The 16,029-nt window shown below is 53.7% G+C and carries 10 protein-coding genes; 3 read left to right on the top strand and 7 right to left on the bottom strand.

What is annotated here, in order from left to right; genetic code table 11:
• Window positions 1-114: 114 nt before the first annotated feature.
• The 4 genes from R3C20_01780 to R3C20_01765 all read right to left on the bottom strand — a co-directional run bounded on the left by R3C20_01780 (window position 115) and on the right by R3C20_01765 (window position 6,028).
• Window positions 115-3,282 (bottom strand): GDSL-type esterase/lipase family protein, encoded by a 3,168-nt coding sequence (locus R3C20_01780; protein ID MEZ6039205.1) that lies wholly within the window; start codon window positions 3,280-3,282, stop codon window positions 115-117.
• A 323-nt stretch (window positions 3,283-3,605) separates the two neighbouring features.
• Window positions 3,606-4,409, bottom strand: a complete 804-nt coding sequence (locus R3C20_01775) for a PhzF family phenazine biosynthesis protein (protein ID MEZ6039204.1) — start codon at window positions 4,407-4,409, stop codon at window positions 3,606-3,608.
• Window positions 4,410-4,421: 12 nt separating this feature from the next.
• Window positions 4,422-5,582 carry an aminotransferase class I/II-fold pyridoxal phosphate-dependent enzyme gene (locus R3C20_01770; protein ID MEZ6039203.1) on the bottom strand — a complete coding sequence of 387 codons (1,161 nt, stop codon included), beginning with the start codon at window positions 5,580-5,582 and terminating at the stop codon, window positions 4,422-4,424.
• Between the two features lie 44 nt (window positions 5,583-5,626).
• Window positions 5,627-6,028: a rhodanese-like domain-containing protein gene (locus R3C20_01765; GenBank protein ID MEZ6039202.1), complete on the bottom strand. Its 402-nt coding sequence runs from the start codon at window positions 6,026-6,028 to the stop codon at window positions 5,627-5,629.
• Between the two features lie 98 nt (window positions 6,029-6,126).
• Here R3C20_01765 and ftrA point away from each other — a divergent pair, with 98 nt between their 5' ends.
• Window positions 6,127-7,101 (top strand): transcriptional regulator FtrA, encoded by a 975-nt coding sequence (gene ftrA / locus R3C20_01760; GenBank protein ID MEZ6039201.1) that lies wholly within the window; start codon window positions 6,127-6,129, stop codon window positions 7,099-7,101.
• A 255-nt stretch (window positions 7,102-7,356) separates the two neighbouring features.
• On the opposite strand, the gene R3C20_01755 is transcribed toward ftrA, so the two are convergent.
• A complete protein-coding gene (locus R3C20_01755; protein ID MEZ6039200.1) occupies window positions 7,357-10,473 on the bottom strand; it encodes a serine/threonine-protein kinase in 3,117 nt (1,038 codons plus the stop codon).
• 173 nt (window positions 10,474-10,646) lie between these two features.
• Here R3C20_01755 and R3C20_01750 point away from each other — a divergent pair, with 173 nt between their 5' ends.
• Together R3C20_01750 and R3C20_01745 are read left to right on the top strand one after the other, a co-directional pair.
• Window positions 10,647-11,207, top strand: coding sequence for a sigma-70 family RNA polymerase sigma factor (locus tag R3C20_01750; protein ID MEZ6039199.1), 561 nt, complete (start codon window positions 10,647-10,649; stop codon window positions 11,205-11,207).
• A gap of 399 nt (window positions 11,208-11,606) precedes the next feature.
• Complete coding sequence (locus R3C20_01745; protein ID MEZ6039198.1) at window positions 11,607-12,794, top strand: hypothetical protein; 1,188 nt, start codon at window positions 11,607-11,609, stop codon at window positions 12,792-12,794.
• Window positions 12,795-13,136: 342 nt separating this feature from the next.
• Here R3C20_01745 and R3C20_01740 read toward each other — a convergent pair whose 3' ends face one another.
• Together R3C20_01740 and R3C20_01735 are read right to left on the bottom strand one after the other, a co-directional pair.
• Window positions 13,137-15,584, bottom strand: coding sequence for a DUF1592 domain-containing protein (locus R3C20_01740; protein MEZ6039197.1), 2,448 nt, complete (start codon window positions 15,582-15,584; stop codon window positions 13,137-13,139).
• On the bottom strand, window positions 15,581-15,979 hold the full coding sequence (locus R3C20_01735) for a cupin domain-containing protein (GenBank protein ID MEZ6039196.1): 399 nt from the start codon (window positions 15,977-15,979) through the stop codon (window positions 15,581-15,583). Before R3C20_01735 ends, R3C20_01740 begins: the two co-directional genes overlap by 4 nt.
• Window positions 15,980-16,029 lie beyond the last annotated feature (50 nt).

The raw sequence follows: 16,029 nt of genomic DNA, 5'->3' as shown, positions 1-16,029 counted from the left end.
GCCGGGAATATGGGCCGCAAACGCGGGACGTAGCTGGTCGCAAACAACCTTTTCTCTCGGACACGGGTGAAGCGAATCAAAAGCCACGGCCACACGTTGGGGAGTGATTACGCTTCAGAATCCTGTGTTCGGATACCAGCGGCTGAAGTGATTGTCTCCCAGACGAGTCAAAGGCGTGGCCAAAGGCTTGTACAACAGTGAACCGTCTCGAACTTCGTCCTGATGGCCCAGACGGGACAGCAATGGCCAGTACGGATGTTTGCCGTGTTCCCATTTCTCAAACTGATTCGGGTCCCACACTGCGATGCCATCCGCACCGTTATCATAGTCCTGAGCCACTTCGTTCAGCAGATCGACGGCGTCGGTCATTTTCCAGCCGACATAGAATGGAAAGACCTTTACGTCCGTCCCTTCGGTGATTCGCGAATAGTAGCGGGTGTCACCGGATTTTTTCTCCAGACCGCTGGTGTAGTGAGCGAACCAGGCAATGCCGATCTGATCGATCAGCTTTTCCTGGATCCATGTTTCAACGTCCAGCCCGAATCGCTGGTTGTCCGCCTGAGTGGCAAACGTTGTCACGGCCAGTTTTAACCGGCGTCCCGAATCGCCTTGCTGATTTGAGGTCTCATCCAGTACGGCCCGAACTTTCCGCAGGAAACCGGTCACGATTTCGGCTCGCATCTGAAACACGCGAGGGTCGTCTTCGGCCAGATTGCGAGGATCTTCGCCAAATCTTTCGATGAAGCGTCGGCAGAATGGTTCCTCCCACAGCATCATGGGCATGCCTCGGTGAAACATAAATCCTGCACCATCCGGATGTCGCTGCAGGACTTCACGGTAGACGTCAATCAGATGCTCCTGAACCTCTTCAGCCGCGTAACTCAGGTGCATGGTTGGTGTGCCGTCATGGTCGATGCATCGCCATTCCGGGTGAGCTTCGTAGAAGTTACTCATGAAGAATTCTTCCCACGGCGGCGCACCTTTCCAGCCAGCGGCACGCAGGCAGATCAGAATCTCCGCGTCCTGAGCATGAGCTTCATCAATGGCCACCTGCAACGGATCAATTCCGTTCGCGTGCAGATGCCGCACGGATTCCACGTATTCACGATCGACCGACCGAGGAAACGTATCCAGATGCCCGCCCATCAGATTGCCAACTTTGGACGGATGATGCACCAGATCGGCTCCGCCCACCTGAAACCACCACGTCTTGAAGTCGCTGTCGCGATACGCCGCAAACGTAGCCGCCAGGTCCGCTCGATTCTGCGGCCGGAACGGATGAATCCATGTAAACCCATCGAACGTCGCCACGGACGTCTTTGTCACCTTCTGTTGCCGATCGGCCAGCACAGCAGCGACTTCGGAATCCGTCAGCGGAATCGTCTTGACATAATGAATTCTCGCAGGCATCTGGTAGACGGTGGAAAAACTCAGATCGTTGTGGCTGAGGTCTGCGACACCCAGAAAAACATCTTCCAAAACGTCACGACGCGGAGAAGCAAGATCCAGGCGGTTGCTGAGTCGCGTGTAGGCTGTGTCCTGAGTGAATTTTGCTTCGACTTTGTTCCTGTCAGGCCGCACCAGATCCGTAATTGTGCTGAGCCCGATATAGACCGCGTGCCAGCCCTGCTTATTGAGTCGCAGCGTCACATCGGGCGCAGACGATTCGCGTCCGACCGAAAGGCACTTGCCGGAAAATTCTGCGGTCTCGTATTCGAACACTTTCCACCTGGCATGTTCGCGTTTTGTCGATAACGCTTCAGCAGGCATGCAGCGAGTCATGTCGGTGATCAGTTCCGCCTTCGCGACATTCTGCCACTGGTCTGAATGCGGCATGGGAATCTGTTCGCCAAACGGACGACTCACGTTCTGGTTGCTGACTTCGAAGCCTTCGAAGTTCACGTCGGCCTGTTCCGAATGCAGGACTCCACCCACGACAAAGTAGCCCGGCCCGGAATGTTCGACGACAAGCTTGTGGATTGCGGAATGAGCCTGACCATTCAGCAATGATGTGCAGTCAACCTCCGACTCAGCACGACGCGTCGCCGGATTCGGTTTGGCATTGCCGGACGCCACCAGCTTTCCGGAAAGATCGAATATGCTGTAACGAACCCGGTTGTTCAACACCGACGTTCCGGTGAGTCGAAAGGCAACTCGCGAAACCGTCGCCGCACGTCGTGGATTTGCCGGATCAACAAATCGAAAGATCAGCCTGTCGGCCCGGGCGTCTGCACAGTCAACCTGCGAACTGGGGTCGTAGAAACCGACGGTGTCACTGGAACTTTCGATCAACAGTCCAACAGCGTCCGGCAGCGGCAACACCGTTGTATTCGCAACATGTGGAGTGATCAGCCCGGTAAACGGAACGGGAAACTCGCGGACCCAACCTTGTATCGGTTCGCGATGACCGGGCGGTGGATTGGACACGTAGTCTTCGAAACGAATGCTGGTCGTTTCCGGGTTGGTTGTCGTGAAGCTGGACCCGGCGGGGTTCTCCAAGATCTTCACGTCGTTGGTTTCTGTGGTTGCCGAAGAGGCTGGCAAATCTGTCTGTTCGGTCTTCAGCAGAACTTCCTTCAACAGGTCAGCAACCAGACGGTGTCCCTTTTCGTTGGGGTGAATGCCGTCCAGCAACAAATCATCGACGCTCTGTCCATCGATCGTTCCAAACTCTTCGAAGCGTTGATAGACGTCAATCAGAGGTACGCCTTCTGTGCGGGCCACCTGACGCACTGCTTCGGCATAGCTGGCCAGTTTGACATTGAATCCGTCCACGTTGTTGGGCAGGTACGGCGGCTTGCCATACATTTCTCGCATCTTCGGCGTCCAGCGCAGAGGATTGGGAGTCATCAACACAACACGCGTCCGGCGGTCAACCAGCGTCCGAACAAAGTGCCGCAGGTTCTTTTCATAATCGGTGAGAGAAACCCGTGATTCAGTCGCCGGTGGATCCTTCCAGACATCAACGGCAGCGTCGTTGATTCCAAATTGAATAACCACGATATTCGGTTTCTGCGACAGCACATCGTTCTCAAATCGCTTGCGCGCATTGTCGGTGTGATGACCACCGACGCCCGCATTGATCACTCGAACAGCCAGCCCATCTTTGGGAAGTTCGTCCTGCAGAACGTTCGCGTAGATCTTTAGCTCACCTCGAACTGCCGTTGTGGAATCGCCAAACGTAACAATGGTCAACTGGTCAGCGTCCTCGGCGGATAAATGTATTCCACTGAAGCAAATCACGGCAGCGGTGAGCAGGCGAAACTGAAATGTTGAATTCATCTCTACGAACACCTGTTCAAGCGGAGCACCGAAGGCGATTCACGCACCACAGTTCGCGGACCACAGTTCGCGAACATTGCGTCCCTTTTTGTTGCCGAAGCAACTTCTTGTCCACGCGGTATAGCGGCATGTAAGTTTTCCGGAGTCTACCAAACCTCACTCATTCAAAGAATTCCCCGCCCTCAGCGGATCTGGCCATCTCTGCCGGAGCATTGCAATGCCTTTCGTTGCGTTCCCCGCCTTGCGACGGCGGTTACCACAGATCCGAAGATTCACGCAAAACCAGGCAAGACCCTGATCGCGCCTCGACAAACTTCATGGCTTCACATCACCGTGAGTTGACCAGACATCACGATCACAGCCTGACCAGTGATGGATAGCAATGTGTCGCTCAACAATTCTACCGTCATGAAACCGGTTCGTTTCGACGCCTGAAACGAATTCAGCTTCGACTTGCCAAGTCGCCTGGCCCAATAGGGAGCGAGGAACGTGTGTGTTCCGCCGGTGACAGGATCTTCGTTGGTTCCACTCCATGGCCAGAAATAACGCGAATGAAAGTCGTAGGGCCCATTCACAGCGGCCGCAGTCACCAACACCCCGTTAATGCCATCATGGGAAGCCTGCAATGCCGCGAAGTCGGGCTGAAGATTGGCCAGCACTTCTGTTGATTCGATCTCCAGCATCAGGATCTGCGTCTCCTGATTAAACGCAGATGCGAGAATCTGATCCAGCCCGAGTGCGGCAAGCAGTTGTGAAGGCGCATCGGCAGGCTGAGTTTGGTAGACCGGAAATTCCATGCGAAGCCAATCGCCTTGCCGAGAAACTCGCAGACTTAGCCCCTGTTGAGTCAAAAAACAGATTTCGGTCGGAGCCGAATCAGATAAAACGACCTTCGCCGCGGCCAGGGTTGCGTGTCCGCACAATGGAATCTCCATTTTGGGCGAAAAGAAGCGGACCGAAAATCGGTCAGCATCGACTGGTCTGACAAACACGGTCTCCGAAAGTCCAAGTTCCTGAGCGATCAACAACATCACCTCATCGGTCAGCTCTCTGTCCACCTGACAAACGCCCGCCGGATTCCCCTTGAACGGTACATTCGTGAACGAATCAACGATGCTGGTTTTCATATCACGCTCCGTTTAGCTGGCATCTTGCGAAGACTTTTCGATTGCCTGATCGAGATCCGCTATCAGGTCACGCGGACTTTCGATTCCAATCGATAGTCGCAACAAGTTGGGAGTCACACCACTTTGCCGGCGGTCGTCTTCACTGACGTATTTGTGTGAAGTCAATGCTGGAATACTGATAATCGATTCCACGCCGCCCAGGCTCATCGCAGGTGTAATCAGTTTCAGCCTGGTCAGAAACTCACGAATCGGCTGATTAGGATGCAGTTCAAAGGCCATCATTCCGCCAAAACCTCGCATCTGCGTTTTGGCAAGCGCGTGTTCCGGGTGTGAACTGAGACCGGGATACAAGATCCTTGTGACTGCATGATGCGATTGCAGAAACGTGGCAACAGCCATCGCGTTCTCGTTTTGACGAGTCACTCGAACGTCCAGCGTCTTGAGACTTCGCTCCAGCAAGTGACAATCCTGCGGATTGAGTGCGCCGCCAAATTTTCTTGCCTGCTCAGCAACGCGGTCGAGCAAATTCCTGCTGCCAACAACCGCGCCGCTTGTGAGATCGCTGTGCCCGCCGAGATACTTTGTTCCGCTGTGCACGACCAGATCAATGCCAAAGTCGATTGGATTCTGGTTGATCGGCGATGCGAATGTGTTGTCGATGACCGTCAGCACTCCTGCATCACGAGCAAACTGCACCATTGCGCGCAGATCAAGAATGTCAAGGCACGGGTTTGTCGGAGACTCGATGTAGGCCAGCACCGTATTCGGACGACACTTTGTGGCGAATTCTTCGATGTTGGCAGCAAAGTCAAAGTCAACTCCCCACTTCGTCAATTCGCTGACCAGAAACGAATGCGTTCCGCCGTATAAGCCTCGCAGCATCAGAAGATGATCACCGGGCCTCACCAGCGACAACACGCAGGTGCTGATCGCCGCCATTCCCGAATTGAACACGATAGCCGCCTCGGCATTTTCGATCGCTGCAATCTTTCTGGAGACGGACTCCTGATTTGGCGTGTTAAAGTAGCGAGGGTAAGGCTGAGCCGCTTCGTCCAGATAATGATACGACGTCGACGTGTAAATGGGTTGCACCAATCCCTGTGACGGATCATGTTCGTGAGCGACGCATCGACTCGCCTGATCAAGCAATACAGAATTTCTGAGTTGTGTCATATGAATTCTCTTCTTTCTTTTTGCAGGCACCTGATGAAACGTTTTTAGTCGGAAACAAGTTCAAAGCCTTCGTCCTTCCAGCCTTCGATACCGCCGATCATTTCCTTGACTGGCAGGCCCAGCAGAGCGATTCTGATGGCCGCCTTGTTGGCTCCGTTGCAGTGTGGTCCTGCACAGTACACAACGTAAATTCCGCCGGCTGGCAAGGGAGGAAGCGTCTCGGTTCGAATCTGAGAATGAGCCAGATGAACGGCGGTGGGAACGTGCCCGGCGTTGAACAAACTTTCGGATCGCACATCCAGCAGTACAAAATTCGCAACATCGTTTTCGATCGAATGGTGAACGTCCCAGCAATCAGTTTCGAACGTCATCCTTGTCTGGAAATGAGCCAGCGCAGTTTCCGGTGTGGCTGCGTCGATCGCCGTCACTTGTGATTTAATTCGCATATCGTGTTTTCTCCCTGAAAGAACTGTCGCGTGGAGTTTCACGAGAACGCTGAAGAGAATCGAGTGGCATAAAAGACAACTTACGATAAAATACTGCCATGTCGCCGAAGAACCTCAATGTCGTGGCAGTCGCATATGATCGAATCGCCTTTTTCGAATTCGGAATCGCCGTGGAAGTGTTCGGTCTGCCGCGGCCCGATATCAGTCCGTGGTATCACTTCACGACATGTACCGCAGAATCAGGCCCAATCAGAACTCTGGCCGGAATCTCACTGCAGATCGACAAGGGACTGAAGACGCTCGGCAATGCCGGAACGATCATCATCCCCGGCTGGCGAGACATCAACGAACGGCCTCCTGAAACTCTGCTTCGCTCCCTCCGCCGTGCCCATGATCGAGGAGCAAGAATCATGTCGTTGTGTTCCGGGGCGTTTGTGTTGGCGGCGGCTGGATTGCTGGACGGTCGTTCCGCAACAACGCACTGGCGTTACGCCGATCGACTTCAACGTGACTACCCCGACACTCAAGTGGACCCAAAGGTTCTGTACATCGATGGCGGAAATATTTTAACTGCCGCCGGCAGCGCTGCCGGAATTGATTTGTGTCTGCATCTGGTCCGTCGAGACTTCGGGGCGGAGATCGCCAACAAGGTGGCTCGCCGTTTGGTCGTTCCTCCTCATCGCGATGGCGGACAGGCTCAATTTATTGATCGACCCGTTACAAAGTGCGAGGACACTCGCCTTGCGTCGTTGCAGCAGTGGCTTTTAATGCATTTGTCGGACGAACACTCTATCGAATCAATGGCCGACAGAGCCAGCATGAGCAGCCGCACCTTCGCGCGTCGATTTCGAGACCAGACCGGCACGACGCCCGCGAAGTGGCTGGCCTTTGAACGCATCAAACTGGCTCAACGCCTGCTGGAAACAACCTCACTGAGCGTTGATCAAATCGCCGCACGATCTGGGTTCGCTTCCGCCCAGTTGCTGCGAATTCACTTCCTGAGAATCACCGGCCGAACTCCGACGGCCTATCGATCCGCTTTTCGACAACATTCGACAAAGCCAGTCTCATAGGGAGAATGTCACCGGGAGTGCGACGGGACCGCATCCCGATTCTTCAAGTCACTATTGGATATCGACAGAGCAAACTGACTCAGGACGTGGTGCCGTCGACATAGCTCCGCCACCATCTTTCACCGATTGGCGTCTATCGAACCATGCTGCCCCAGATGACTCCCTCCGATTGCAATTGGCTTCGAAAAAAAAGCAAGAAGTGGATGCACTGGCTCTTTCAGTAAGTTTCCGACAGAAACAGCGGAAACAATGCGCTTATTCGGGAAACGTGGCATCCAGCATTTTTGACCAGGTTTGCGCCAATTCCGTTTCACCAGCCCCCCTGGCCTCATTCACCAGTCGATTGGCGACGTTCAGGTATTCGGCCCTGTCAGCGCCCCCCGCGAGACGGAGTTTTTCAAAGACCTCAGCCAGTGTTTTCAGGTTGGAAACTTTCTGATGAGTCTGTGAAACCAGCTGGGGCTGGATTCCTGAAGCGCGAATACAGAGATCCGAAGCCTCCTCAAGCCGCATTGAATCAATGCAAACAGAGGCCAGCTGGCAAACAGCAATGAATGTGTGGACATGGACCGGACCAAATGCAGACTCAACCCTCTTTAACATGTCCCGACTCAGCGTTTCGGCTTCGACGGTCTTTCCAAGTTGCTGATAAACAACGGCCAGTTTGCTGCCTGCAACCAGCGTCAGTGGATCATCCCCGTCGACAGTATCCGTCGACCGAAAAAAAACCGCTCCAAAGACCTCCTCAGCAGACTCAAGATTCCCCTGCGAAAGGTATTCGGCCCCCAGAGCCAACTGGCAGAAGACAGCGTCCGGATGCTCTGCTCCAACGCATTGCAGAATCTCCGTGGTGACGCGCTGTAACTGTTCCATGTCATGCATTAAAGCGTAGGTTGCGCCTTCGTCTCTGAGTGAACGAACTGCTCGAGGGTCGTCGGAGCCGTAGAGTCGCGATTCCGTTTCCGCAATGATCCCATGCAGCCGGGCCGCATCCGAGAACCGCTGTTGAAACTTCCGAGTTTCCGCAATGAACTTAAGACTCTGAATTGTGGTCGCATCAACATCTGCCTGATCCAGAACAGACGTAAAGTATTCCGCAGACTTATCCAGCTGAGACAGTTCAAGATACAGACACCCCAGTTTCCTGCGCGTCTGCACGGTCAATTCGTCCTCCTGCCCCAGGTCATTTTCCTGTGTTCTGAGTACGTTGAGCAGGATTTCTTCGGCTTCTTCCCCGCGTCGACATTTCAACAGTGTCTCTGACAGACGGATACACGCCTCCATGGTCTGGGGGGCTCGACTGCCCAGCGCTCGTACTCTTGAAGCAACCTGTTCACGACACGCCTCAACGGCCTTCTGCAGTTCATCCGTTTCCTTTGTTGAACGTCGGTGTCGCCGCTCATCAATGGTAAGCTGTACTTTGTGTGCCTGTTCTGTTTCGCCATGGGCTTTCAGGAAGGCAACCGTTTGTTCCAGACAATCCATGGCTCGATGGTCGTTCGGAGCAGTCGCCTGGGTGAAGCCCGCATTCGCCCGATCGAACATCAGTTGAGCATCGGCGAACCGTCCCGAACGACTAAAACACAACGCCAGGTGCCCCATGGTCGTGAGCGTATCGGGATCTGACTCTCCCAGAGCCTCCCGCTGCAGCTTCAGAGTGGCTTCCAGTTGCTGCGCAGCTCTTGCCGAACGTTCTTTGAGCGTCAAGTCAGAGGTACGGTCGTACGACGCAAGAATGTTACCCTTATGGAACATAGCCTTCAGGGTATCTCGGTGGAGCTCCCCCAAATGGGAGGACTGAAGCTGAAAGACACGATCCATGTGTCGCATGGCTGCTCGCTGTTCGCCAAGCGCGTTGTACGCAAGCCCAAGCGTCGATCGAATTTCGGCTTCGACAAGTGGCTGATCAGCATATCGACCTTCAATGGCAACGGAGGCTTTGTCCAGGGCTTCACGTAAACTGATGCTGCGATCCGCACCCTCCGATAGTGATGAGCGGAGCAGATCGTCGCGAAGAAAATGGCTGATAGCACTTGCAATGGTCGCCTTGAGTTCTGCCGAGTCCTTCGCGTCGGACATGAGTTGACGGGCGCGGGATGCCTCGAACGCAAAGGCCGTTGAAATCGCTGTTGCGCTGACAAGCAGCAGGCCCGCGATCCCGGCGGTGATGGCTATCGAACGATGCCTTGCCAGAAGTTTTCGAAGTCGGTAGGTATTCGACGGGGGGCATGCGTTGACCGGTTCATTGGCCAGGTAGCGACGAATATCCTCGGCGAATTCCTGAGCCGTCTGATACCGGCGGGAACGATTTTTTTCCAGAGCCTTGATGGCAATCCAGTCAAGCTCGCCTTTCAGAAGTTCTCCGGTACGTTTTAAATTCAGGACGCGTTTATCGCTGATTGTCTCGCGATCTCTGCCTGCAGTACTCACTCGCATGCTTGGTCGTGGAGGTTCTTCTTCCCGAATAATTCGTCTCATTTCATCGAAGCCGACTCGTTTCAGACGCTCTTCGTCGAACGGGGTCGATCCAGTCAGTAATTCGTACAGCAACACGCCCAGGGCATAAATGTCGGTGCGAGTGTCAACACCAAGTCCGCTCATTTCGGCCTGTTCAGGGCTCATGTACAACGGAGTCCCGATCATTTGAGCATGATTCGTGAACAGCGTTCGATCTGTCAGTTGTGAATTCAGAGCCTTGGCAACTCCAAAGTCAATCATCTTCACAACCGGCTGCCCATCATGCAGTGTCACCAGAACATTCGATGGCTTGATGTCACGGTGAATGATGCCCTTGGAGTGTGAATGCTGTACCGCGAGACAAACTTCAGTGAACAGCTTCAGCCGATCGCGGATGGTGGTGTCCTGACGTTCGCAGAACTCGGTAATCGGAACACCGCGAACGAGCTCCATCACAAAATATGGGCGTCCCTGTTCGGTTTCACCAACGTCCAGCACATGTGCAATGTTCGAATGTTCCATCATCGCCAGTGCCTGGCGTTCAGATTCGAATCGAGCAATCACCTGCCTCGAATCCATTCCTGGTTTGATGACTTTGACCGCGACTTTGCGTTTGACGGGAGATTTTTGTTCAGCCAGATAGACCGCTCCCATGCCACCTTCGCCAATTTGCTCCAGTAGACGATACGGGCCGATGTACTCACCTACGATGGCTTCATTTTCGGGCAAGCGGAGTTCGCTGATCGCTCCGGCAGCCGGTGAATCCACCGGCAGGTCATCCGCACGATGAAATTTCAGCAGCCGCTCGACTCGCCGACGAGCCGATTCGTCACTACAGACTCGCTGCAGGAATTCGGCTCTCTCTTCAGGGTTCTCCAGTTCCAGAGCTTCCGTGAAGATTTGTTCTTCGTTCATTTCGGGCATCCACTGAGTCCGGGAATTTGTCGAAAATCAGTCCTTGTCTCTCGGCACAGAACGCAAAAGACAAGTGCGACGCGTTGTCAGTTTTCACGCACGGAAAACGACTTTTTTTGCTTCCGAGAATGGAGTGGCGTTGAACACAGCCTCATTAAGTGTAGTGTTACGGGATGCTCGACATAACCAAAATGCTGGCAAACATAGAAGCCGGGGCCGCGAATGCGTCTGACCAGCTGTTGCCGCTGGTTTATAAGGAACTCAGAGCGATTGCGGCTCAAAAGATGTCGCAGGAACCTCCAGGGGCCACAATACAGGCAACGGCGCTTGTTCATGAAGCTTACCTCCGTCTGGTCGGATCAGGCAATGAGCAGCAATGGTCCCATCGAGGGCACTTCTTTGCTGCCGCAGCAGAATCGATGCGACGAATTCTGGTGGAAATTGCCCGAGCAAAGTCGCGGCAGAAGCGGGGTGGTCAACAGAAACGGCAGGTTCTCCACGAATCTACAATTGAAGCTCCAATCAAGTCAGATCAGGTACTGGCCATCGATGAAGCTCTGGAGCGATTGAAGCAGGTGAACCCGCAAGCGGCCCAACTGGTCAACCTTCGTTATTTTGCAGGTTTCACGATTGAAGACTCCGCCAGAGCAATGGAGATCTCACCAAGAAAGGCGAACCAGGTATGGGCCTACGCCCGTGCCTGGCTTGCCGATGAACTCGGATATGAATCCTGAGATCACCAGCGCCCCAGGATTGTTTGCGTCCATCACTGCTTGATTTCTACGGACTCAACGTCGCTGGGCCCCCAACTGAAACGCGAGGGGGCCTGTCTGTTTCATGGCGAATCTCGCGCGACGGGGCACCAGTGCAACAGAACGGATCCGCATGAATTTCAGGTTCGATTCGCCTGCCGGACGATTCCGGCTGCAATGAAGACACTCTTCAATCCTGCCACCATTCCACCATCAATAGAACATTTTCTTCCTTAAATTCTGATCAGGCAATTGGCCTTCAGGATCAGGATCTATTCTGCAGATGCAACTTTTCGCCAAAAAGATTGCGCAATTGGGTTTCGCATGTCGCACTAGGTTCTGAGGCAACCGAGGCATACCCAAATGAAACAGGAGAATCCGATGAAAATGACAACGCCCTCAATGATGTTGGCAGCAATGGCCGCAGTGTTTTTCATGAGCGAAGTGCACGCGCAGACGTCCTACCAGGACAACAGTGGTACGGTCCACGTCAATGGCGAACGGTCCAGTGATGAAATTCATATTTCAGGAGGTCAACCGGGGTATCTGGCGATTGATTTCCTTTCGAACGGAACCGGAATTGATTATGAATTCCGCAGGGTGACTGCTCTGATCGTTCAATCTGGTCAGGGTCTGGACATCATCGAAATTGATGGTATTGAAATCGATTCTCTGACAATCGACTCAGGCCTCGGACGACCGCGAAATGGGATCTGCGACAACATCAGCGTCCGCAACTCGGCGATCACCGGACTACTCAGCATTGACGCGAACGGAACTCAATCCGGGAACATTGTGATGTCTAATGTCACTGCGACGGAAATTCAGGTCGGAAACTGCGACGCGCCTCGGTACTTCAATATGATTCAGGTTCAGGCCGGTATCGTGGACATCACCTGCTCGGGCGACAACATCGCGGGACAATCCTTCAACTATAACTATGTGTCGACACTGAACAGTCTGATCGGCTCTTTTGACTTTGCCAGCACAGGGAGTATTCAGAATAAGGTCCACCTGACTGGCACCGATGTCGTTTCGGTCAACTGCAGAAGTGAAGGCGGTCGGGCCGATGTCCAGATTATGAACGCAATCACGAACATGATTTCCGTCGTCGGTTCCTCAGGTGATGATCAGATCAAGCTGTCGGGCATTTCGGCTGATTCCGTTGAACTTCGACTGGAAGGCAACGATGGATTGAGTAACGGTCTTGGTGATGTGGTTGTCGTAGAAGATGCTGACTTCGGTGACTTTGCAATGGAAGATGATAAATACAGCACACCCGGGAATTTTACTCACGTTGACTTCGATAACGTGAATGTGGAGGGTGACTGCACATTTATCACAAATGACGAACTAACCCACATCTATCTGACGCATGTCTATATGCCTCATGCGAACAGTAGACTGAGAGTGGCCAGCAGTGGCATCGGATGTCGGCTGGACCGAGTGCGTGGCAGTGTCAACCACGTCCATTTCAGTGGGAGTGGCCTCGATGACTCGTACTGGCGACACGTTGGAACGACTGGCAGCGAACGTCTCAACGGTATTGAAATGTCATATTTCTACTAAGCACAGGTCAAAAAGTGCAGTATCCAAAGACCACCGTGACGCCCGGCCATTCATCGAATCGGCTGGGCTTTCTCGTTGTAATTTTCTGGAAAGAACCGATTGGCAGGCAAACCCTGAATCTTGCACCGGGACTTACGTAGTTTTCGCACGGCGCCAGGGCAGAGAAAAAGGATCGCCGCCCAAACAGGAATTGAAGAATGGTTCTGTATTTCGGTGAGGGGCGTCGATGCCATGCATCCGTCGGGAAACGCACTTCAACGTCTGGGACGGAACCACAAATTCGGCTGATGGCCGCTGTCCGACAGAAAACGTCACCCATTCATCCCGGGTGGCCGACGACCTTCATTTCCGTCTGAAAATCGAGCTGTCCAACGACGCCAGTATCAGGCTGCGGATACCGTAGTTCACCGATGCCGTGGAACTGGTAATTCGCTCGATCTCTGCCCTGTCAGAAAATCCCATTTCGCGCCCCGTGGAAAACGTAAGAAATGTCGTCACGAACGCTTTCGCCAGGCGATGGGGGTCAGAAGCTAACAATTCGCGAAACTGTACGTAGCTGTCAAAGGTACGGCCGTCGGGCAGAGCCCCGGTCGCATCCACCGAAGGTCCCAATTTGTAACGAACGTTGTTTCCGTTGATGCGACGGACCACTCGTTCTCCTTCGCCAAGACTGCGGAAACGATCACGATACAATCCAACCGGATCAAAACTCTCCAGAGCAAATCCCGGTGGGTCAATCATTTGGTGACAGCTGCGGCATGAGTCGACGTTTCGGTGTTTGTCGAGCAGTTCCCGCAGTGTTGTCGCTCCGCGGATATCCGGCTCGACTCCGGGAACTCCGGGAGGTGGAGGTGGCACCTTTTGGCCCAGAATGCGTTCCATCACGAACACGCCCCGAACAACCGGAGACGTATGATTGCCGTTGGCGGAAACTTTCAGTACCGCTCCCTGCGTGAGAAAGCCGCCTCGAACAGCATGCTCTGGTAATGGCACGACGCGCAACTGCGGGCCATCGACGTCTACGATTCCATAGTGTTCTGCCAGTCGTTCGTTCAGCATCGCAAAGTCGGACTTCACAATACTGGTCACCGGCAAATCGCGAGTTACGATTTCTTTCAGGAAGGCTCGTGTTTCCTGAACCATTGAATGCTGCAGATATTCATCGAACTCCGGGAACAACGCCTTGTCGGGATTAGTGAATTCAATTTCCCGCAGATTCAGCCACGAATCCGTGAAGTCCGTCACGAAACGATCAAAATGAGTGGACTGCATGAATCGGCTTGCGTGGATCCGCAGAGCAGCCGGATCATTGCAAAGCCGTTGCTGATCGGCGGCAGCCGACAATTCGGTATCGGGAGACGTCCTGGTAAGAGCGTAGGACAGGCGACTGGCCAGCTGATGATCGTTTAGCTGTCGTGCCGGTTCTTTCAGAAACAGAAAATCGGGCGAACAAAAAATGGCGACCACAGCCGCGCGATAGGCCTCCTCGGCCGAAATACCGTCTTCCTGCTGAGCCAGAAACAGTTCAACAAATGGCTTAACTTCGGCATCATTGACGTCTCTGCGGAACGCTGCGGTGGCCACACGTTTCAGAGCAGAAGTGACCTGCGGCCCGGCATCGTTGAGCATCAGAGCAAAAGTGGGTTTGTAGTAAGAACGTTCCCGATCACGTGGATTGCGAGGCATTACTTCCTGACGATCCAGCCCGTCAAACAACAGCTTGTGGCCGCGTAAAGGCCATTCGTCGATCAGCGGGCCTTCGACTTCAATGGATTTGATGGCAAGGCCCGGACCACGATAATTCTCAATGCCTTTGTTCTTGATTTCATACGCATCGTCGATGCCCCAGGGTTCTATGCGAACCATGTAATTTGATTCGATCCACGTTTCAATTTCCACGGTGTGAACGCTGGAGTCGTTGCCAACAGGCATTGAGTAGTAACCCCAGTTCGGTTGTTCAACCCCCCGTTGAAAGGTTGTGCCGGAGATTGAAAAAGTCACTGGTACATCTGATTGATAGGCGTATCCGTTGACCCGGATCCTGTATCGGCCTGCCGTCCGGACATTGGTTTCCCGCAGCATGCCTGTCGGGTAGCCCCATTGTCTGAAGAAAACGACGGCGCCATCGTCCAGCTGCAGCCAGTTCTTACCCAGGAAATTCTCACCGCCGCGGGTATCGGCGTAACTGGAACTGGTCGTGGTGTTCTGAGGTTTTGCGATCGTACTGACGATGGCAGCGTCGATCACAGCTTCAGCCGCCTCCAGGTATCGCTGCATCTGTACCGCGCTGATGCTCAGTGCTTCGCCGATCGTATCAAAGCCGTGGGAACGTCCGTCTTCCGGGAGAAGTTCCTGCAGTTGCAGGTTTGTCCCAAACAAGTCGTTCATCGTATTTTCATATTCACGACGATTGAGACGTCGCAGCACTGTACCTTTACCGGAGTCATGCGCGCGGGTGATGGTAGTGGTCAGTGTGCTGAGCAGTCGTGCCCGCTGATTCTCGGTCATCGTGTTCGCGTCAGCGGGGGGCATCTCACCGTTTGAAATGCGATCGTGAATACGAACCCATCGCGCCAGAATACCAGGATCAGTAAGATCATGTGACAGGGACGACAAGTCGAGCCCGCCTTCATGAGATACTGCGTTGTGACAATCAGCGCAATGCGAAGTGAGTAGCGGCGTTGCGTTTTCCAGATCCTGAGCCGATGTCGTGCATACGATCGGCTGAAGGCATGACAAGACAATGATCAACAGTCGCTTCAGCGGCACGCCCTGATACGATTGGTTCATACGTGGTCTTCTCCGACAGGCGGAATGTAACGGTTCATCAATTCGGCGTAGTCTTCCCGAACCGGACTGAAAACGTCCATGACAACAGCGGGGCCATCCACTGCTACAGCGCGGTGTGGTACATTCGGCGGGATGATAAACATCGAGCCCGCCTCACAGATTCGAGTTTCCTCGCCGATTGTCAACTGCATCCGTCCCTTTAACAGAATTCCGCCCTGTTCGTGTGGATGATGGTGTAAAGGTATCTCCGCGCCTTCATCCATTTCCAGATAAGACAGCATCAGGTTTTCGCCATACGGAGTTCTCAAGCGACACCCCGGGACAGGTTCAACGGCCTGGAAATCGTTGATGTTGATGAACGGCATACCGGACAACCTTTGCTCTGTCGATTTCACAGCTGGATTCCTGGCCCGGTTGAAGTGTGGGTTCCCATACACACGATCAA

Source organism: Planctomycetaceae bacterium (genome assembly GCA_041398825.1).
In the GTDB taxonomy this organism is placed as follows: domain Bacteria; phylum Planctomycetota; class Planctomycetia; order Planctomycetales; family Planctomycetaceae; genus F1-80-MAGs062.
The sequence above is the reverse complement of the archived record's forward strand: the minus strand, read 5'-3'. Positions and strand labels throughout refer to the sequence as shown.

What these genes read in the sequence shown, in the direction of transcription:
- R3C20_01780 (MEZ6039205.1), bottom strand. Translation starts at nt 3,282, where the DNA reads ATGAATTCAACATTTCAGTTTCGCCTGCTCACCGCTGCCGTGATTTGC.
- R3C20_01775 (MEZ6039204.1), bottom strand. Translation starts at nt 4,409, where the DNA reads ATGAAAACCAGCATCGTTGATTCGTTCACGAATGTACCGTTCAAGGGG.
- R3C20_01770 (MEZ6039203.1), bottom strand. Translation starts at nt 5,582, where the DNA reads ATGACACAACTCAGAAATTCTGTATTGCTTGATCAGGCGAGTCGATGC.
- R3C20_01765 (MEZ6039202.1), bottom strand. Translation starts at nt 6,028, where the DNA reads ATGCGAATTAAATCACAAGTGACGGCGATCGACGCAGCCACACCGGAA.
- ftrA (MEZ6039201.1), top strand. Translation starts at nt 6,127, where the DNA reads ATGTCGCCGAAGAACCTCAATGTCGTGGCAGTCGCATATGATCGAATC.
- R3C20_01755 (MEZ6039200.1), bottom strand. Translation starts at nt 10,473, where the DNA reads ATGAACGAAGAACAAATCTTCACGGAAGCTCTGGAACTGGAGAACCCT.
- R3C20_01750 (MEZ6039199.1), top strand. Translation starts at nt 10,647, where the DNA reads ATGCTCGACATAACCAAAATGCTGGCAAACATAGAAGCCGGGGCCGCG.
- R3C20_01745 (MEZ6039198.1), top strand. Translation starts at nt 11,607, where the DNA reads ATGAAAATGACAACGCCCTCAATGATGTTGGCAGCAATGGCCGCAGTG.
- R3C20_01740 (MEZ6039197.1), bottom strand. Translation starts at nt 15,584, where the DNA reads ATGAACCAATCGTATCAGGGCGTGCCGCTGAAGCGACTGTTGATCATT.